Source organism: Marinobacter alexandrii (assembly GCF_005871205.1).
In the GTDB taxonomy this organism is placed as follows: Bacteria; Pseudomonadota; Gammaproteobacteria; order Pseudomonadales; family Oleiphilaceae; genus Marinobacter; species Marinobacter alexandrii.
In genome coordinates this window covers 477,641-496,010 of the sequence record NZ_SWKM01000012.1, presented here as the reverse complement: position 1 = coordinate 496,010, position 18,370 = coordinate 477,641, and the positions used below count along the sequence as shown (strand labels likewise).

Genomic DNA, 18,370 nt, shown 5'->3' with positions numbered 1-18,370 from the left:
ATAAGGATGAAGCAGGGGCGCGCAATGGTAACCCAGCTATCGAGGAAATACCCGCGGTCGGGTTGAAACCCTCCCGCTTCAGCACCATGATTTTCATCTCATGAACGAACGCTGCTGGAGCCCCATGGCCACCCGACCTGACTATTCCCTGCTTGAACTTGCCTCGGTCCGCGAGGGCGATTCTGTTGGTACCACCCTGACCAACAGCGTCGCTTATGCCCAGCATGCCGAGGCGCTGGGGTTCCAGCGGTTCTGGTTGGCCGAGCACCACAACATGGAGGGCATCAGCAGCTCTGCGACATCGGTTCTGATTGGCCACATCGCCGGCAAAACCAACCAGATCCGGGTTGGCTCTGGCGGCGTGATGCTGCCGAACCACCCACCGCTGGTCATTGCGGAACAGTTTGGCACCCTGGAAAGCCTGTATCCCGGGCGCATTGATCTGGGCCTGGGTCGTGCGCCCGGGACTGACCCTGTTACCGCGCGGGCCCTGCGGCGGGATGGCCTGGGTGCGGAACAATTTCCGGAAGACGTGGCCCGGCTTCAAGAGCTGCTGGGGCCGCTGCATCCGGTCCAGGCAGTGAAGGCCATTCCCGGGGCAGGCACCGAGGTGCCGATCTGGCTCCTCGGTTCAAGCCTCTACAGCGCCCAGCTGGCGGCCATGCGTGGCTTGCCCTATGCCTTCGCCGGTCACTTTGCGCCGCGACTGTATCGCGAGGCCCTGCGTGTCTACCGGGACAACTTCCAGCCCTCAGAACAGCTAGACAAGCCCTACGCGATGCTCGCAGTTCCGGCCATTCCCGCCGATTCCATGGCCGAGGCCAAGTTCCTGGCGACCACCAGTTACCAGCGCATTCTCTCCCTGTTCCGGGGCCAACCGCTGTGGATGCGTTCGCCGGTCGAGTCCATGAACGGGCTCTGGAACGCTGGTGAGAAGGCCAGTGTGCAGGACTTCCTCGCGCTGCAAATGATGGGCGATGCCAACGACCTGAACCGCCAGCTTGATGAACTCTTGGCCAGCGTGGAGGTGGACGAGTTGATGTTCACTATCGACATCTACGATCCGGCCCAACGTCGTCGAGCCCTCGACATCCTGGCCCAGACCCGGGCCGAATCGCGCTAGAGTAAGGGTTCGATTGGTCTCAACAGCAACCCAGAGCATGGATTATGACAACACCCAACCTACACGTACTGCTATCCCACGGTCTGGAAAGTGGCCCCGGTGGAACCAAGATTCAGGCCATGAAGGCCGTCGCCGATAGTTTCCCCGGAGTAACCGCCATCGCCATTGATCATCGCAGCACCAAGGTGCCCGCTATCCGGCTTGAGCAGATGGCGGCAGCCATGGCCGAGGCCGGCGCCGATCCGGCAAGAACGGTTTTAGCCGGATCCAGCATGGGGGGCTGGGTATGTGCACAAACCAGCGCCGATTCACCGGTGTTGGGTTGTTTCCTGCTGGCCCCGGCCCTGGCCATGGCTGGCTACCCGCAATCCAGTCCAACAATTCAGGCCCGCTACTGCCAGATCATTCACGGCTGGGACGATGACGTGGTCCCGGTTATGCCAGTGCTTGAGCTGGCTCGCAAGCAGGCATTGCCGGCGCTGGTGCTGCCCGATGGCCACCGGCTCGAGAACAGTGTCCAGCGGGTGGTCTCGGAGTTCCGACTGTTTCTCGAACTCTGTCGTTCAAACCTGAATAAAGCCTAATTTCATGCACTTGGAATATCTGTTCAAAACCATGGCTTAAAATTATTGTTTTGGTAGTTTCCTTGCGAAAACGTCGTTGTTTTGCCAGTCTTTATTGACGGAATGATAGGTTTCATTAATAAAATGGACGGAGAAAACCCGATGAGCAGCATCAGTAAACTCAAGAAACTAGCCGGAATTTCCGCGTTCGCTTTTGCGGCCATGACCGCCGCCAACTCTGTTAACGCCGCGAACTGGCGCTATGCACACGAGGAGTACGAGGGCGACGTTCAGGACGTGTTCGCGTATAAGTTCAAGGAGTACATCGAAAACAACTCCGAGCATACTCTGCAGATCTATCGCTTCGGCGAGCTCGGCGAATCTGACGACATCATGGAACAGACTCAGGCGGGTATCCTGAACTTTGTTAACCAGTCCCCAGGCTTCACCGGCGCGCTGATTCCGGAAGCACAAATTTTCTTCATCCCTTACCTGATGCCCACCGACATGGACACGGTGATCACCTTCTTCCGGGAAAGTGAAGCGATAAACGAAGATTTCCCCGAGCTGTATGCGGAGAAGGGTCTTGAACTGCTGAAGATGTACCCGGAAGGCGAGATGGTCGTTACCGTGGACGAGCCGGTTACCAAACCTGCGGACTTCAACAACAAGAAGATCCGGGTTATGACCAACCCACTACTGTCGGAAACCTACAGCGCCTTTGGTGCCACCCCGACCCCGCTGCCCTGGGGCGAAGTGTACGGTGCCCTGCAAACCAACATGATTCAGGGTCAGGAAAACCCGATCTTCTGGATCGAGTCCGGCGGTCTGTACGAAGTATCCCCGAACCTGGTCTTCACCAGCCACGGCTGGTTCACCACTGCCATGATGGCGAACAAGAGCTTCTACGAAAACCTGGCACCGCAGGACAAAGAGCTGGTTCAGATGGCCTCCGACTACGCCTTCGAAGAAATCATCAAGCACATCGATGGTCTGGCCGACGAAGCACTGGCCAAGATTCAGAAGGCCTCTGACGAGGTTACTGTGACTCGTCTGAACGATGAGCAGATCAAGGCATTCAAGGATCGCGCTCCTCAGGTTGAGCAGAAGTACATCGAAATGACCGGCGAAAGCGGCAAAGAGCTGCTGAACCAGTTCAAGGAAGACCTGAAAGAAGTTCAGAGCAAGTAATCTGACCCGCATCCTTCCTGATGCACCACGGCCCGCCGGCGCCAGCCGGCGGGCCTGTCTCTTAACCCCGCGCCGCCGGGGACAGCCTACCGGCCGGGCGCAGCATGTTCTGGAGCAGAACCCATGTCCGAGAACTCCCCGGATCTAGAGGACGATACAGGCAGCTACAAATCGGGCCTACCCGGGTTTCTGGGAACCATCGATGTCTGGATCAGTAAGATTGAAGCGGTAATGCTGGCGGTTGGGGTCATCCTGATGGCCGTCAACACCTGCGTAAACGTCATTGCCCGTTTTGTCTTTGGCGAAGGGTTGTTCTTCTCCGGTGAGATTAACCGGATCCTCATCATCCTGATCACCTTTGCCGGTATTGGCTACGCCGCACGCCATGGTCGCCACATCCGTATGTCCGCGCTCTACGACGCCTTCCCCGCCAAAGGCCGCAAGGTCCTGATGATCTTCATTGCCCTCTTTACCTCCGTGGTGATGTTTTTCCTGTGTTATCACTCATTCGGTTACGTCGAGACTCTCTACAGTCGCGGCCGGATCCTGCCCGCGCTCGGTTTCGAAATCTGGTGGATCTATATCTGGGCACCAGTCGGCTTTGCCATCACCGGCATTCAGTACTTTCTAACGGCCGTCAAGAACTTGACCAGCAAGGACGTGTATCTCTCAACCGGGGTGGTTGATGGCTACAGCGATACCGAATCAGAAGTATGAACCACGTAGCTGATACCAGGTAAGGATAGAAAAACATGGCAACTACAATGATGTTGATCATGATCGGGTTGTTGCTGCTCGGCTTCCCGATGATGGTTCCGCTAATCGCCGCCGCGGTGTTTGGCTTCGTAATGATGTTCGATGGCTTCGGCCAGATGGGCACCTTTATCCAGCAGATGATGGGAGGAATCCGGCCAGCCTCGCTGATTGCCGTGCCCATGTTTATCCTGGCGGCCGACATCATGACCCGAGGCCAGTCGGCCGACCGGTTAATCAACATGGTCATGGCCTTCATTGGCCACTTCAAAGGCGGGCTGGCGATCAGCACCGCAACTTCCTGCACCCTGTTTGGTGCCGTTTCAGGGTCCACCCAGGCTACCGTGGTCGCCGTTGGCTCGCCGCTCCGTCCGAAAATGCTGAAAGCCGGCTACTCAGATCCGTTTACACTGGCCCTGATCATCAACGCCAGTGACATTGCCTTCCTGATCCCGCCCAGCATTGGCATGATCATTTACGGGGTGATCTCGGGAACCTCCATTGCCGAGCTGTTCATCGCCGGTATCGGGCCCGGCGTCCTGATCCTGTTCATGTTTTCGATTTACTGCCTGATCTACGCCTACAAGAACAACGTGCCCACAGAGGAAAAGGCCACTTGGGGCCAGCGCGCAGTGTCGGTCCGCGACGCTCTCTGGCCACTGTTTTTCCCGGTGATCATCGTCGGCGGTATCTACGGCGGCATTTTCAGCCCAACCGAGGCGGCTGCGGTGTGCGTCCTATACGCCTTCCTGCTGGAATTCGTGGTGTTCCGCGAGCTGAAACTGGCGGATATCTACCGCATTGCCAAGTCCACCGGCCTGATCACCGCCGTGGTGTTCATCCTGGTGGCCGTAGGCAACGGCTTTTCGTGGATCATTTCGTTTGCCCAGATCCCGCAAGCCATTCTGGAAGCAGTTGGCGTTAACGAGGCCGGTCCGGTCGGCGTGTTGATCGCAATCTGCATAGCGTTCTTCATCGCCTGTATGTTCGTCGATCCGATCGTGGTCATCCTGGTACTGACCCCAATCTTTGCGCCGGCCATTCAATCCACGGGACTGGATCCGGTCCTGGTAGGCGTGCTCATTACCCTGCAGGTAGCCATTGGCTCGGCAACGCCGCCGTTTGGCTGCGACATCTTCACGGCCATTGCCATCTTCAAGCGGCCTTACCTTGAAGTGATCCGTGGCACGCCACCGTTCATCTTCATCCTGGTGGCAGCCGCCGGATTGATCATCGCGTTCCCGGACATTGCCCTGTTCCTGCGTGACGTTGCCTTCAGGGACTGACCCGGAACCGGCCCAGAGGCTTAAGGAGAGAACCATGTTCAAAAGGATCCTGGTCGCCGTTGATGGCTCCACGACATCCCTCAAGGCCATGGACAAGGCCATTGAACTGCAAAAGCTAACCGATGCCGAAATCTACCTGCTGTGCGTGTACAAACACCACAGTCTGTTCGAGGCATCGCTGTCGATTGGTCGGCCTCCGGGCATGGATATACCGGACAAGGTGCTCTCGGAATACGCCAAAGAGGTGGTCAACCATGCCAAAGATCTGGCAAAGTCGCACGGCGCCACCAAGGTGCGGGGCTTTGTCAAAGCCGGCCGGCCGTCAAAAGTGATCATCAAGTTCGCTCAGGACAAGGAAGCCGACCTGATTGTTGTCGGTACCAAGGGTACTCACAGCGACAAAGACGGCATCCTGCTCGGCAGCGTCTCCCATCGGGTGGCGTCCAACGCCAAGTGCCCTGTTTTGGTGGTGTGATTAGTTAACCCAATCATTCCACCGGATTTCCAACAGGAAGCACCATGACTGCGGTTGTTGATTTTCTAAACTCCATACTCTGGGGCTACGTCCTTGTGTACGGCCTGCTGGCCGTTGGCGTGTTCTTTACCATTCGCCTCGGGGGCCTCCAGTTCCTGCATTTCGGCGAAATGATCCGTGCCATTCGCGGCTCCCGTGAGAGCGATGTCCACGGCATATCACCCTTTCAGGCGCTTTGCACCAGCCTTGCTTCGCGGGTTGGCACCGGCAACCTGGCCGGTGTCGCGGTTGCGCTCTACCTGGGCGGCGCCGGCGCCATCTTCTGGATGTGGATGGTGGCCCTGGTCGGCATGGCCACCGGCTATGCCGAGAGCACCCTGGCCCAGCTGTACAAACGCCGCGACGGCAAAGGCCAGTACCGCGGCGGCCCCGCGGTTTACATTGCCAGGGGCCTCGGTGCTCCCTGGGCCGGCGGTATTTTCGCCGTCTGTCTGATTGTATCCTTCGGACTGGTTTTCAACGCCGTTCAGGCAAACTCCATTGCCGACGCCATGAAAGGCGCCTTCGGTATACCCAAGCTCTGGGTTGGCGTTGCTGTTGCGGTACTGGCCGGGGTTGTGATCTTCGGCGGGCTTCGCTCCATTGTCCGGTTCGCTGAACTCGTGGTGCCGTTCATGGCCGGGAGTTACGTACTGATTGCACTGGGCATTCTGGTGGCGAACTACGATCAGGTTGGTGACGTTTTGGCCCTGATTGTGAACAGCGCCTTTGGTCTGAGCGAAGCCACTGGCGGTGTCGCCGGTTCAGTCACCGCGGCCATGCTGAACGGCATCAAGCGCGGCCTGTTTTCCAATGAAGCCGGCATGGGTTCGGCCCCCAATATCGCGGCCACCGCAACACCTGCGCCCCATCACCCCTCTTCCCAGGGGCTGGTCCAGGCCTTTGGTGTATTCATCGACACCATTGTGATCTGTACAGCTACGGCAGTGATGATCCTGCTCTCAGGCGTGCTTGAGCCAGGCAATGGCGTCACCGGCACCCAGCTGACCCAGGACGCCATGGCCGGCCACATCGGCGAGTTTGGCAACTACTTCATCGCGATTGCGATTCTGTTCTTCGCCTTTACCTCCATCGTCGCCAACTACACCTACGCCGAGAACGCTCTGGTTTATCTGGGGGGTGACAACGCCCTGGCACTGAACCTGCTACGCAGTGCTGCCCTGGCGATGGTGATCTGGGGTGGCTATGAAGCGGTAGTAACGGTCTTCAACGCCGCCGATGCGTCCATGGGTCTGATGGCCTCGATCAACCTGATTGCCATCGTAATGCTCTCAGGCACCGTCCTGAAGCTGACCAAGGATTACCTCAGTCAGCGAAAAGAGGGCCTGGTTCCGCACTTTAAGTCCAAGGATTATCCCGAGCTGCACGAGAAGATCGACAGCGACATCTGGCACTAGGCGAGATGCGGAAACGGCGGGGACCAGGTACGCTTAAGCGGCCTGCCCCCCGTGGATCCAGACCCGATTCCGCCCCTCTTCCTTGGCCTGATACAGGGCCTGGTCAGCGAGGCTGAGCAGCTGACGCGGTTCGCCGTCAGCCTCCGGCCAACTGGCCACGCCCACCGACACCGTCACCGCGCCAAGATTCTGCCCCTCGAAAACCACATCAACGCTGGCAACCGCATCGCACAGGCTTTGGGCCCGCTCTCTGCCATCGCCCGTCAGCGCCCCCGGCAGGATCACCACAAACTCCTCGCCGCCAAAGCGGCACACGATGTCGCTTTCCCGGAACTGGTTGAGCAGCACCGAGGCAACGGATTGCAGCGCTTGGTCACCGGCCTCGTGCCCATGGGTGTCGTTGAAGGTTTTGAAATGATCGATATCAATGACCAGCAGTGAAAGCGGCGTTCGCCCCCGCTGAGCTACGGCACACTGGTGCTGAAACAGCTGATCAAAGTAGCGTCGGTTTTTCAGGCCGGTTAACGAGTCTTCGTAGGAGAACTTCTGCAGTTCCTCACGCAGGGAGATACTGGACAGGGTGATGCCAATTCGCTGGATTGCCTGATTCAGTACCGCGAACAGCCGCGCCACGCCGTATTCGCTGTTGGCGGCGTCGAACAGGCCCTCACTTTCCAGCAGCAGTAAGCTTTCGGTCACCTGCCCATCGCTAGCCGACTCTAGGTTGATCCAGAAACACAGCAGGTCCGGTTTCGTCCGTTGCCGATCCGAGCCTGTGGCCTCAGATGAGGCCGGCGGGAGCTGCGAGGGCCGGGGCAACCCTTCACTGCTGTACAGCTGACGCGGCATGGCGGGGTGTTCGCCTTCCACTCCCCATTGCGAGAGCCGTTGATACGTTTCATTGGGCGTGCGCCGATACAGCGCACCACGCAGAGGGCTGCACAGATCCGGCAAACTGCCTGTCAGCACAGCGTAAGCTTGCCCCAGGTTCAGACAGTCCTGCAACTGGGTGATTATATCGCCCAGCACCCGATTTTTTTCGTTTTCAAAGGTCAGCAGCCGCACACGAGCCTGCTCACGGCGAGTCAGGGATTCCGCCCGTGCGGTCCGCTCCGCCACCTTCTGCTCCAAGGAAAACGCCAGCTGCGTCAGCGCCTTTTGAGTTCGTGCGTAATGCCACAGAGCGATCACCACCACCGCGATCAGAAAAACCAGGATGCCCCAGCTAACGGGTATCCGGCCCCACGGCAACACACCATGGGCCACCGCCATCTCGGCCACCAGCAAAGCGCAAAAGACCCCAAAGGTCACCAGCAAAACCCGATGTTCCAGCAACAGATGACGGAACCGGCGCACAGCAACCGTGACCATAGACATCACCGTGATCAAGAACAGGGCGTCAAAGACCGGGAAAGTCGACGACAAATCTATCAGCCCAGACAGTGATAGCCCTATCGCTCCCACCAGGTACACCAGGTGCAGCTTCCAGATCCAGTTGATGAGCCAGGGGCGGTGATCGGACAGCCAGTGTTCCAGCATCAGGGCAAGGGCCACCGGCAGCATGTAATAGGAACCGGCCGCCAGGTAATCCCACAGCAAAGGCTGGTGGGTGATCAGCAGGCTGGCCTGGCTTTCGGCCACCAGCATCAAGCCAGCGGACATGGCAAACAGGGAAATGCAGGCGAAAGTCTTCTTTTCCGTTTGCAGCATGGAGAAAATCAGCGTCAGGGTCGCAATCAGGGCGGCGAAGCCCGCCACGATCAACGCCTCCAGGGAGTTTCTTAGGATGAACAGCACCAGATCGGTGTAATCCATGATCGCGACTTCACCCCACAAGCCAATGTCGGTGTAGTCCGAAAACACCCGGAAGTAGATCGGCTTGCCCTGGTAATCCTCAGGGAGCGGTATGGCGTGCCAGGGCCAGCCCTCAAATGAGCCTCGGCCTTCACTATCAAAAGCGCCATACTGATAGATTTTGTCGCCACCCAGATACACCTGGAAAATGATGTCGACGCTGAAAATGTACAGCACAGGTTCCTGGAAATCGCCGGAAGGCGGCGTTACCCGGTACCAGACATGCTCTTGCCCATCGCGATCGGGTGGATTGGAGGGAAAGTCAATGCTCTGCCACTCGCCTGGTGCGTCCTGTTGAACCCAATCGGGGGTGCCATCGGCGTCAAAGGGCGAATCTCCCCAGCGATATTCCCAGCCCTCGGCCACCGGCAGAGACGCAGCTGTAGCCGTGCCGGCCAACATCAGCGCCAGCAACAACAGGGTGATCAGGTGCACGGAACGAACCACAGGCATCTGGATTGGGAACCTGAACTGAGAATTGATCAAATAGAAACTATAGATCAATACAGCACAGATCGGCCCCATCGGCCAATAAAAACCGGAGGCCGAAGCACGAAGCGGCGAAAACAAAAAGGGGCGCGGGGATAATCCGAAGCCCCCACGCCCCTCACAAGCAGCCCATCACAAGCTGGCGCTTGCTACTGCGTTATTCTCCGGCCACGCTATCGAGATAGGCCTTGTCTGAAATATTGGTCCACTGACGAACCTGCCGCATGTACTCGCGCTGGGACGTGATAATCTCTTTTGCCAGCGGGTCGTTCTCGGCCGCTTCCTTGAGCAGCTTGTTGGTGGCGCTGCGCAGGGCCTCAATGACTTCCGGCGGGAAGGTTCTGTGGGTCACATCCGGGTAGTTTTCTTTCATCTTGTCCCACGCCACGCCGCTCTCGTGGGTGCTCTGGATGTACATGTCATAGGCAGCGGTGCGCATGGCCACGCGCAGCACTTCCTGCAGATCCTCGGGCAGCTTGTTCCAAGTGCCTTCGTTGATCAGGAACTGCACTTCAGCACCCGGTTCGTGCCACCCTGAGTAGTAGTTCTTGGCGATCTGGTGGAAGCCCATATTGAAATCCAGTGCCGGACCCACCCACTCCAGAGCATCAATCGTGCCGCGTTCCAGTGCGCTGTACAGTTCGCCCGGCGGAATGTTGGTGACTGCAACACCCAGCTCAGACATCACCTCACCGGCAAAGCCTGGTGTGCGCATCTTAATACCCTTCAGATCTTCCAGGGAGTTGATCTCATCGCGGAACCAGCCGCCCATCTGATTGCCGGTGTTACCACCGGGAAACGACAGCAGACCATATGGCTCATACACCTTGCGCATCAGTTCCATGCCCTCGCCGTGATAGAACCAGGCGTACTGCTCCGGAGCGATCATGCCGAACGGTACGGTGGTGAAGTACATGGCATTGGGGATGGTGCCCTTGTAGTAATAGGACGCCGTGTGGCCCATGTCGTACTGGCCGTTGCGTACCAGATCGAAGATCCCGAAAGGCGCCTTGTGCTTGTTGGAGGCGTCGATACGAATCTTGAGCCGGCCACTGGACATGGTTTCGGCCATCTTGGCCATGTGCTCTACGGTTTCTCCGAGAATTGGTGAATTCGGGCCCCAGGTTTGCGCGAGGCGCAACGTGAAACTGTCCTCAGCCAGGCTGAGTGAACTAAAAGCAAACAGCAGCACAAACGCGGCTATTTTGAGCGGGCGCATTATCATTGTTGACACCATTAATCCGATTGTTATTTAGGTATTTTTTTATCCCGAGCCAATACTAGCGTGGGATCAAGCATCCCGCCAAGCCCTACTCTGAGCTTACTGGATTCGCCCAGGGGATTGGACTATGTTCCATTGTGGAGTAGGTTTTCTTCGACCAATGCGAATGGAATCTGGGCAATGTACATGGACACCAATAAAGATCTAGATAGTCCGCAGGCGCGCCTGAAACAACTACGCCAAAGTTACCAGGAACGGCTCCCCAGGCGGTTGGACCGGCTGGAGTATCTGATCAGTACCATTCCTGTGGACCGCGAATACGCCGAGGACGGTGCCGCCGTGCGCTCGGGCCTCAACATGACCTACCAGGAGGCCCACAAACTGGCCGGCTCGGCAGGTTCTGTAGGCCTACATTCCGTGTCCGACGCTGCCAAGCGGCTGCTGGACCTCATTGATGGCTGGTTCAGCACCAGCCCGCGTGGTCCGGAAGAAAAACGAAGAGACATGCTTAACCTGGTGCAGAAAATGCGCACTATGGATTTTGATCAAGAGCCCGAACTGGATCAGCGGTTCTTCCCTGGCAGCCGAAAGATCCACATTATTGAAGATAACGAGCTGGTCGCCAACGAAATGCTGCTGTGGCTGGAAGCGGCCGGCTTCGATGCCCAGGTGTTTTTGTCAGCGACCATCTACGGCGACACCTTCGAAGTTCTGCCAACCCCGGATTTGATCCTCATGGACGTCGTCTTCGGCAACGAACGCACTGCGGGGCCCCGCGTCATCGAGTACCTGAAGCGCACAGTAGGACGACTGCCGCCGGTTGCATTCCTCTCGGTCCGGGATGATATGGAGGCACGCCTGACGGCGTTGCGGTCGGGCGCCTCTCGCTACCTGGAGAAGCCGGTCACTCAGACAGACCTGATAGACCTGGCCCACGAATTCACCGATCGCAAGGATTCGCCGCCATTCCGGGTTCTGATGGTGGACGACGACGAAACCACCCTGCAGGTAAACCAGGTGCTTCTGGAGCAGGCGGGACTGGCGGTCTACCCAGTCAGTGACCCAATGACCGCACTGGACGCCGCGCGAGCATTCGAACCAGACATCATTCTTCTGGATGTAATCATGCCAGAGGTCTCTGGCACCGAACTGGCGGCAGTAATGCGTCAGGACCGACGACTCGACCCTGTGCCGATCCTCTTCCTGACCACCGATACCCACCCTGATCAAAAGATTATAGGCGCCGCCTTGGGGGGTGACGACTACATTATCAAACCGTTCGACCCGGACTATCTGCTCACCACGCTTCTGTCCCGAGCCCGCCGTTCACGCAGGCTCAGGGAACTGATCAAGCAGAACGAGGGACTCTGACTCACACCTTGAACTGGCCCACCAGCCCGCGCAGAGTTTCACCCAGGCGGGCCAACTCGTGGCTCGCATCGTTGGTTTGGGTTACGCCGGTGTCGCTGCGTTGAGCGGCGTCGACAATGCGCACCACGTTCTGGTTTATTTCCTCGGCCACCTGACTCTGTTGTTCGGCGGCGGTGGCAATCTGAGTCACCTGGTCGTGGATCTGACCCACTGATTTTTCGATGGTGCCCAGGGCGGTGGAGGCGTGATTGATACGCTCCACGGTTTCCGAAGACCGGTCACGGGACTTGTTCATACGCTCAACCGCTGAGCGGGATTCCGACACGAAGCCATCCACCATCTCGCGGATCTGATCGGCGGACTCGGCGCTGCGCTTGGCCAGTTGACGCACCTCATCGGCCACCACCGAGAAGCCACGCCCATGCTCACCGGCACGGGCGGCCTCAATGGCGGCATTCAACGCCAGCAGGTTGGTCTGCTCAGTGACTGCATGGATGACATCCAAAACCTGCTGAATGTCGTCGGATTTTTCCGCCAACGCATCAATGGTGCGGGCGCTCTCCTGGATTTCCTCGGACAGCTTGTTGACCGCGCCCTGGGCACTGACAATGGTTTCACCACCGTCTCGGGCGACGCGGTCGGCGTCCGATGCAGCACTTTCGACCTGGTTGGCATTGCCGGAAATCTGCTGAATGGTCGTCGCCATTTCATTGATAGCCGACGCAATCTGGTCGGTTTCTGAACCCTGCTCCCGAACTGAGGCGCGGGTTTCGTTCGCCACCCGGCTCAATTCTTCGGCCGCCGAGGCGACCTGATCCGTGGTGGCACCAACCTCGCGAATGGTGTTCTGGATCTTGATCACGAAGGCATTGAAGCGACGACCCAGTTCGGACAGCTCATCGCTACCCTCTTCGGGTAACCGCTGGCGCAGATCGCCATCGCCGTCGGCGATTTCCTGCATCGTGTCGCTGACTTTTTTCAGTGGTTGGGTGACCGAGCGGCCAACCAATAGGCCGATCAGCATAGCAATCACCACGACAACAACGGTCACCAGCAAAATAAAGCTAAGTGTGGCGTTTCGATCTTCAGCAATCTCGGCTTTGGCTGACGCAACTTCCTGATCGATATTGGTGACGTATACACCGGCGCCAATCATCCAGTCCCAGCCCGGAATAATCGTGGAATAGGACACTTTCGGCTCTTCCTTACCGGAGCCCGGATTCACCCAGTCGTAGCCGTGAAAACCATCAGACTCTGCCGCGTTGAACAGCGCCTGCACCAGCTTTTTCAAGGTCGGATTATTGCTTGGTCCTTCCTTGGAGGGGTCCGGCGCATAGGCCAGGTTATTCACATCCCGGGTATAAGCGAACACATAGTTAGTCTTATCGAACCGGATACTGCGCAGGCGTGACGCAGCCTCAGCCTTGGCTTCCTCTTCGGTCAAGTCAGGATCGCTCTTCGCTTCCAGAACTACGGCCTTGGCGGCATCCACCAAGTTTTTTAAGCCGTTTTTCCGGGTCTCCAGCAAATCGGTTTTGAGACGGTGGAGCTCGGCCTTTCCATGAGCGTCGATCTGAATGACGGTAATCCAGGCCAGGGTGGCCGCCGTGAGGATAACAGGGACCAGCACCGCCAGAAGCAGCCGCGAGCGAATACGAAGAGTGTTCAGAAGGTTCATGTCAACTATCCTTGAGGACTGATTAGAGTTATGAATTATCCACAGAGATTCGTCGCGTGCTGTTCCAGTATGTTAAGGCAGGTAACGATGCTGCAACCAGCATAGGGCGCACCCAGTGTGTCTTATGCATCAATCTAACGCTGACTCTAGACTGATCTCATTCACGCACGATCTTAATCCAACTGTCGGCCACCGGCCGCCAAACTTGAATTCGAATAAACAAATTTTCCCTTCAGCGGGATGGAACCATGAAGCAGCTTTTTCTGATCCGACACGCTAAATCCAGCTGGGCCGATGATAGTCTCGGTGACCGGGAGCGCCCGCTGAACGCCCGCGGTCAAAGCCAACTGGCACCGTTGGGATCGGCACTGGCTCATCAAGACGCCTTTGCCGGTGAGGTTTACAGCAGCGTTGCCGTTCGGGCACAAGCCACCCTGGCTGGAGTATTACCCTCGACCTTTCCCGAAACGCGGGTGCAGACCTGCCCGGAACTCTACACCTTTGATTACCGGAAGCTGTTGCAATGGCTGCAAGGTCTGGGCGACCAGGAGACCATTGCCATCATCGGCCACAACCCGGCGCTGCTGGAGCTGGCCCAATGGCTACTGAAACAGCCGCCAGCGCAGTTGCCCACAGGCAGCTTCATGAATTTGTGCATACCCATTGAGCACTGGCACCAGCTCGCTAAAGGTAAGGCCAAGCTGAACGCCCTGCTGACGCCGCAGCAGTTCAGCTATACCCACTTTGTCCGCAAGCAGAAAAAACGAACCAACCCCGACACAACAGGGCGCAAGCGGGACCTCGCCGACACACTCCAGAGCCTCCAGCACTGGCTCAATGATCTGGAGCCGGGGGTCCAACTGGGGCTGGATGACGAGTTCTTGCATCAATACCGGATTGCCCTGCGGCGCAGCCGTGCCATCGCCGAATCCATCCGGGAGGTCAATGGTTCCAAGCTGCTGGCCAGGCCCGTCAAACAGCTCAAGAACCGGGCCGGCGCCACCAGCCATCTGAGGGATCTGCACGTGCTGCTGCAACAGCTGCCCGAGCTTTGCGGAGGCAACGATGAGCTGGAAACCGGCCTGCGCACCTACTTCGAAGAGGCCGCAGATGCTGAACAACAGCTGCTGAACAAAAGCCTGGCCAGCAAGCGCCACCAAAAGCGCACGCAGGATTGGCTCAGCCTGATTGAGTCTGGCGCATTTCAGAAACTTGCCAGATCGCTGAGTCATAAAGACATCCGAACAACCATCGACCGACGTATGACCCAGTGCAACCAGAAAACGGCAGAACTCACGCCTGAGTCATCGGACGAGCAGATTCACGCCCTGCGCAAGTTGTACAAGCGCGCCCGGTATCTGATGGAACTGGAACCGGACCGATGGAAGGGGCCGCTGAAGATGGTGAAAGCGCGCCAGCAGTTATTCGGCCGGTTTCAGGATCTCGCGGTGCAGATTCAGCTGCTGCATCAGTTCCGATGGAATTCGCCGGAAGCTTTGCCGGCGGCGGTTGCCGGTTTGGAGACTCAATTAACCCAGCGGAAAGTGGAGGTCCGCGAGCAGATATTAGCCCTTGGAGGACTTGATGGATCCCCGCTATGACACGCTTTTTTACGACGGTCAGTGCCCGTTGTGCGCCCGTGAGATCCGAACCCTGCGCAAACTCCAGGACGGCAATCTGATTTTTGCCGACATCCACGAGCAGAGCGGCACCAACACCGCGCTGCCCAGCCACGAACAACTGCTGCGCCGGCTGCACCTGATGGCGTCGACCGGGGAATGGGTGACCGGCCTGCACGCCAACGTCCGCGCCTGGTCACACACCCGCTTCGGGTTCCTGTTCAAGCCCCTACTCTGGCCGATCATCTACCCGGCCGCGTCCCGGATTTATGAGCGCTGGGCAGACAGCCGCTATGAGCGCAAGTACGCCTGTGCCATTGGCAACCGCCTCCGGCGGCGCTGCCAGCATTAATTCCCGAACTGCCCCGGCTGTCATTTTTACCGGCACGACAATGAAATAGGCCGAAATAAGAACCATCATGACCGGGTCCGCATATACCACCAGGGCCGACCAGGCAGTCTGTTCCAGCCAGGCACCCACACCAAAGCCGATCAGAACGGCGGCGCTCAGCATGGTATCCATCAACCACTGACGGCGTTCCGCCACTACCAATCCGGACCCAACTCGCTTACCTACCCAGGCAAGGTATAGCCACACCGCCAGGCAACCCACAACACTCACGGCCGCAAACACCATGGCCATGTCGGCACTGACCGCACGACCACCCTCAACCAGAGCGATAACGGCGGACACCATTGACAACAGACACACCAGCGCAATGACCAGCCCTTTGACCGCAATTACCAGGGGCTCAATCGCGCCGCGACCAAACGGGTAGTCGGCGCAGGCCGGGCGACGAATCACCCGCGCTGCATAGAGCGACAGCAGCGACAACACCACACTGACCAGCGAGTAGGCACCATCAAACAGGATCACCAGCGAGCCGATCCAAAGCCCCCAACTGATGCCCACCAGCGCAAACAGACCCGCTGCGATGGCAGACAGGGTTAGCGCCATGTTTTCCCGCGCTATTAACATCAACATTTTTGCTCTCCCGTGATTTAAAGGCCATATTAGCGACACCCGCACCCTGGCGTGAGTCGGTGACCGACGGAAAACCCGTCGCAAGGAGAGCAGTCGTTGAAAACATCGCAAATCAAGGTGTTCCTGGCCGTGGTGCGCAACGGCACCATCGCCTCCGCTGCCCGGGAACTGAACCGCAGCCGAACCACAGTCAGCACCATGTTGGCCGCACTGGAAGATGACCTGGGCGTTGAGCTGTTCGAACGCACCGGCAACCAGCTCCACCTGACCCCGATTGGCAGCGCCATCGTCACCGATTGCCGGCGCTTTGATCAGGTGGCCGGGCAGATTCGCGCCCGGTGCCAGCATCATCTCAGCGGGGCCGAATCGGTACTGAGAATCGCCCGGGACGATGCCCTGCCCGAGGCAGCTTGGCGGGATATTTTGCGGCAACTGAAAACCCGCTTCCCACAAACCAGCCTGTCCGTTTACCTGGCACCACCCCGTGAGCTACCCACCCTGGTGCGCAACCAGTCGGTGGATGTAGCTTATGGCCTGATGCCGGAACTACAGAGTGAGGGCTACCAGTGGTTCCGGGAACTGGCTGATGTGCGAATGCTGACAGTCGCGGCCCCAGACCACCCCCTGAGCCAGCTAAAGCGGGTGACCCAGGACGACCTGGTGAGCCACACTGAGGTGACTCTGGCCTACATGAACAATGCGCGAGTAGAAGCGGAATCCCCGGAAACCGCCAACTACCTGGCATTCACCCAGTACGAACTGATTCGTGATGCCGTCATCGAAGGGGCGGGCTGGGCTGATCTGCCCCTGCCGCTGATTGCTGAGGCGCTAAGGCAACAACAACTGACCGTTATTCGTCATCGCAGCGCCCAGTGGTGGAAAGTATTCAGCACCCTGGAATCGGAACAGGCCCAGGGCGGTGCCGTGGTTGGCTGGCTGGCAGGGGCTCTGGAGGAATACCTGGAGGCGGAGCACTAGAGCAGCGCGAGGCAGTGCCTACAAACAGCAGGCTTTGTATTTCCTGCCACTGCCACAGGGACAACGATCGTTACGCCCGGGTTTTAGCTGACCCTCGCCGGTATCGCCGGTGACATACAGCCACCGGCCCTGTTCCCGAACAAACTGAGACTGCTCTTCCAGATAGCCCCAACCATCTCCGACTCGGTGCACCGCCCTGAAGTGGACCTGGCCCGTTTCCCCGGCCTCGGAACTGTCGAGAATAGTCAGCGACACCCAATCTGGCGACGACTCCAGACTCAACTCGACCGGCCGGGTGCTGGGGTGCCAGGTGGCCAGCAGGTAGTCGGCCTGCCCGACCACAAAAGCACTGTACCGGGAACGCATCAGCGCCTCCGGCGTGGCGGCGGCCTCGCCCCTGTGCAACGGCTGGCAGCACTGTTCGTAGGCTAAGGTGGAGCCACAGGGGCATCGGGCGAGGTCTTGGGAGGAGCAATCTGTCATTGAGTGTGATCCGTTCTTACACCATGGTCGGATAGCCGCGGGCAGTCTATCAGTTTCAACCGGTAGCCCGCTGTGTTATCAAAGCACACCGTCCTTAACCCGGTGACAATCTTGGATGATATTAGCCTGTTACAGGTTCTTCTCGCGAACGCCGCTCTTCTGGCTGGCGCCTGTCTGCAGGGCGTCGCCGGCTATGGCATTGGTACCCTGGCAGCACCATTGCTGTTCCTGATCAGTCCCATCCTGCTGCCCGCGCCACTGATCCTGAACGCAGCGGTACTGACCGTGTTCATGCTGGTGCGTAACCGGGGCGCCCTGGCAATCCGGGAAGTTCGATTTGCGATCGGGGGCGGTGTCATTGGGACGATCCTGGCGGCGCTGATCCTGCTGGTGTTGTCACCAAAAGGTTTTGAACTGATTTTCGGCATCCTGATCCTGACCGGCGTGGCCCTGAGCCTTGGCGGCCTGCGCCCTGCCCTGAACGCCCGCAATAGCGTTATTGCAGGGGCCGCCTCCACCTTTATGGGCACCATCACCGCCGTTGGCGGGCCACCCATCGCCATGATCTACCAGAACCAGAAGGGGCCGCTGGTGCGCGCTAACATGTCGGCGTTCTTCCTGACCGCCAGTTTCTTTAGTCTGGCAGCACTGCTGTACTCCGGGTACCTGGGAGTCCGGGAGCTGCGCCTGTTCGGACTCACTTTTCCGGGCATGCTCATTGGCTTCTGGCTGTCCGGCCATCTGGTGCACCGGATGCCGGCCAACGGACTTCGGCCAGTGATCCTGACCATTGCAGCGGTTGCCGGCATTGCCGCCCTGGTGCGCGGCTTGATGTCGCTGTAA

16 protein-coding genes and 1 pseudogene are annotated in these 18,370 nt (G+C 58.4%); 12 read left to right on the top strand and 5 right to left on the bottom strand.

The features are described from left to right. Positions 1–124 precede the first annotated feature (124 nt). The 7 genes from FCS96_RS09220 to FCS96_RS09190 all read left to right on the top strand — a co-directional run bounded on the left by FCS96_RS09220 (position 125) and on the right by FCS96_RS09190 (position 6,848). Positions 125–1,123 (top strand): LLM class flavin-dependent oxidoreductase, encoded by a 999-nt coding sequence (locus FCS96_RS09220; RefSeq protein WP_138440062.1) that lies wholly within the window; start codon positions 125–127, stop codon positions 1,121–1,123. A 44-nt stretch (positions 1,124–1,167) separates the two neighbouring features. Continuing rightward, on the top strand, positions 1,168–1,707 hold the full coding sequence (locus tag FCS96_RS09215; protein WP_138440061.1) for a YqiA/YcfP family alpha/beta fold hydrolase: 540 nt from the start codon (positions 1,168–1,170) through the stop codon (positions 1,705–1,707). A gap of 141 nt (positions 1,708–1,848) precedes the next feature. Continuing rightward, positions 1,849–2,877 carry a TRAP transporter substrate-binding protein gene (locus FCS96_RS09210; RefSeq protein WP_138440060.1) on the top strand — a complete coding sequence of 343 codons (1,029 nt, stop codon included), beginning with the start codon at positions 1,849–1,851 and terminating at the stop codon, positions 2,875–2,877. Between the two features lie 123 nt (positions 2,878–3,000). After that, on the top strand, positions 3,001–3,594 hold the full coding sequence (locus FCS96_RS09205; RefSeq protein WP_138440059.1) for a TRAP transporter small permease: 594 nt from the start codon (positions 3,001–3,003) through the stop codon (positions 3,592–3,594). A 35-nt stretch (positions 3,595–3,629) separates the two neighbouring features. Next, positions 3,630–4,916: a TRAP transporter large permease gene (locus tag FCS96_RS09200; protein ID WP_138440058.1), complete on the top strand. Its 1,287-nt coding sequence runs from the start codon at positions 3,630–3,632 to the stop codon at positions 4,914–4,916. Between the two features lie 34 nt (positions 4,917–4,950). Next, positions 4,951–5,391: a universal stress protein gene (locus tag FCS96_RS09195; protein ID WP_138440057.1), complete on the top strand. Its 441-nt coding sequence runs from the start codon at positions 4,951–4,953 to the stop codon at positions 5,389–5,391. 44 nt (positions 5,392–5,435) lie between these two features. Further along, a complete protein-coding gene (locus FCS96_RS09190) occupies positions 5,436–6,848 on the top strand; it encodes an alanine/glycine:cation symporter family protein (protein WP_138440056.1) in 1,413 nt (470 codons plus the stop codon). A 33-nt stretch (positions 6,849–6,881) separates the two neighbouring features. Here the strand turns inward: FCS96_RS09190 and FCS96_RS09185 are convergent, their stop codons facing one another. Both FCS96_RS09185 and FCS96_RS09180 read right to left on the bottom strand, forming a co-directional pair. After that, positions 6,882–9,155 (bottom strand): sensor domain-containing diguanylate cyclase, encoded by a 2,274-nt coding sequence (locus tag FCS96_RS09185; RefSeq protein WP_138440055.1) that lies wholly within the window; start codon positions 9,153–9,155, stop codon positions 6,882–6,884. A gap of 193 nt (positions 9,156–9,348) precedes the next feature. After that, positions 9,349–10,416 carry a TRAP transporter substrate-binding protein gene (locus FCS96_RS09180; RefSeq protein WP_171040715.1) on the bottom strand — a complete coding sequence of 356 codons (1,068 nt, stop codon included), beginning with the start codon at positions 10,414–10,416 and terminating at the stop codon, positions 9,349–9,351. 183 nt (positions 10,417–10,599) lie between these two features. Here FCS96_RS09180 and FCS96_RS09175 point away from each other — a divergent pair, with 183 nt between their 5' ends. Next, positions 10,600–11,784 carry a response regulator gene (locus tag FCS96_RS09175; protein ID WP_171040713.1) on the top strand — a complete coding sequence of 395 codons (1,185 nt, stop codon included), beginning with the start codon at positions 10,600–10,602 and terminating at the stop codon, positions 11,782–11,784. Position 11,785: 1 nt separating this feature from the next. Here the strand turns inward: FCS96_RS09175 and FCS96_RS09170 are convergent, their stop codons facing one another. Next, entirely contained in the window at positions 11,786–13,462 is a 1,677-nt protein-coding gene (locus FCS96_RS09170) for a methyl-accepting chemotaxis protein (RefSeq protein WP_138440053.1), read from the bottom strand. 248 nt (positions 13,463–13,710) lie between these two features. Between FCS96_RS09170 and FCS96_RS09165 the strand changes: the two genes are divergently transcribed. After that, a complete protein-coding gene (locus FCS96_RS09165) occupies positions 13,711–15,063 on the top strand; it encodes a CHAD domain-containing protein (protein WP_138440052.1) in 1,353 nt (450 codons plus the stop codon). After that, a complete protein-coding gene (locus FCS96_RS20225) occupies positions 15,047–15,433 on the top strand; it encodes a thiol-disulfide oxidoreductase DCC family protein (RefSeq protein WP_138440051.1) in 387 nt (128 codons plus the stop codon). Before FCS96_RS09165 ends, FCS96_RS20225 begins: the two co-directional genes overlap by 17 nt. A 54-nt stretch (positions 15,434–15,487) precedes the next feature. On the opposite strand, the pseudogene FCS96_RS09155 reads toward FCS96_RS20225, so the two are convergent. Continuing rightward, positions 15,488–16,039, bottom strand: a pseudogene (locus tag FCS96_RS09155) (cation transporter); the annotation flags it as partial. Between the two features lie 123 nt (positions 16,040–16,162). Here FCS96_RS09155 and FCS96_RS09150 point away from each other — a divergent pair. After that, the gene (locus FCS96_RS09150; RefSeq protein WP_138440049.1) at positions 16,163–17,044 is read left to right on the top strand and encodes a LysR family transcriptional regulator; all 882 of its coding nucleotides are present in this window, start codon (positions 16,163–16,165) and stop codon (positions 17,042–17,044) included. Positions 17,045–17,062: 18 nt separating this feature from the next. Here the strand turns inward: FCS96_RS09150 and FCS96_RS09145 are convergent, their stop codons facing one another. Next, positions 17,063–17,527 (bottom strand): YchJ family protein, encoded by a 465-nt coding sequence (locus FCS96_RS09145; protein WP_138440048.1) that lies wholly within the window; start codon positions 17,525–17,527, stop codon positions 17,063–17,065. A gap of 111 nt (positions 17,528–17,638) precedes the next feature. On the opposite strand from FCS96_RS09145, the gene FCS96_RS09140 reads away from it, so the two are divergent. Continuing rightward, complete coding sequence (locus tag FCS96_RS09140; protein ID WP_138440047.1) at positions 17,639–18,370, top strand: sulfite exporter TauE/SafE family protein; 732 nt, start codon at positions 17,639–17,641, stop codon at positions 18,368–18,370.

What these genes read in the sequence shown, in the direction of transcription:
- FCS96_RS09195 (WP_138440057.1), top strand. Translation starts at nt 4,951, where the DNA reads ATGTTCAAAAGGATCCTGGTCGCCGTTGATGGCTCCACGACATCCCTC.
- FCS96_RS09190 (WP_138440056.1), top strand. Translation starts at nt 5,436, where the DNA reads ATGACTGCGGTTGTTGATTTTCTAAACTCCATACTCTGGGGCTACGTC.
- FCS96_RS09170 (WP_138440053.1), bottom strand. Translation starts at nt 13,462, where the DNA reads ATGAACCTTCTGAACACTCTTCGTATTCGCTCGCGGCTGCTTCTGGCG.
- FCS96_RS09220 (WP_138440062.1), top strand. Translation starts at nt 125, where the DNA reads ATGGCCACCCGACCTGACTATTCCCTGCTTGAACTTGCCTCGGTCCGC.
- FCS96_RS09180 (WP_171040715.1), bottom strand. Translation starts at nt 10,416, where the DNA reads ATGATAATGCGCCCGCTCAAAATAGCCGCGTTTGTGCTGCTGTTTGCT.
- FCS96_RS09145 (WP_138440048.1), bottom strand. Translation starts at nt 17,527, where the DNA reads ATGACAGATTGCTCCTCCCAAGACCTCGCCCGATGCCCCTGTGGCTCC.
- FCS96_RS09205 (WP_138440059.1), top strand. Translation starts at nt 3,001, where the DNA reads ATGTCCGAGAACTCCCCGGATCTAGAGGACGATACAGGCAGCTACAAA.
- FCS96_RS09165 (WP_138440052.1), top strand. Translation starts at nt 13,711, where the DNA reads ATGAAGCAGCTTTTTCTGATCCGACACGCTAAATCCAGCTGGGCCGAT.
- FCS96_RS09175 (WP_171040713.1), top strand. Translation starts at nt 10,600, where the DNA reads ATGGACACCAATAAAGATCTAGATAGTCCGCAGGCGCGCCTGAAACAA.
- FCS96_RS09185 (WP_138440055.1), bottom strand. Translation starts at nt 9,155, where the DNA reads ATGCCTGTGGTTCGTTCCGTGCACCTGATCACCCTGTTGTTGCTGGCG.
- FCS96_RS09215 (WP_138440061.1), top strand. Translation starts at nt 1,168, where the DNA reads ATGACAACACCCAACCTACACGTACTGCTATCCCACGGTCTGGAAAGT.
- FCS96_RS20225 (WP_138440051.1), top strand. Translation starts at nt 15,047, where the DNA reads ATGGATCCCCGCTATGACACGCTTTTTTACGACGGTCAGTGCCCGTTG.
- FCS96_RS09210 (WP_138440060.1), top strand. Translation starts at nt 1,849, where the DNA reads ATGAGCAGCATCAGTAAACTCAAGAAACTAGCCGGAATTTCCGCGTTC.
- FCS96_RS09200 (WP_138440058.1), top strand. Translation starts at nt 3,630, where the DNA reads ATGGCAACTACAATGATGTTGATCATGATCGGGTTGTTGCTGCTCGGC.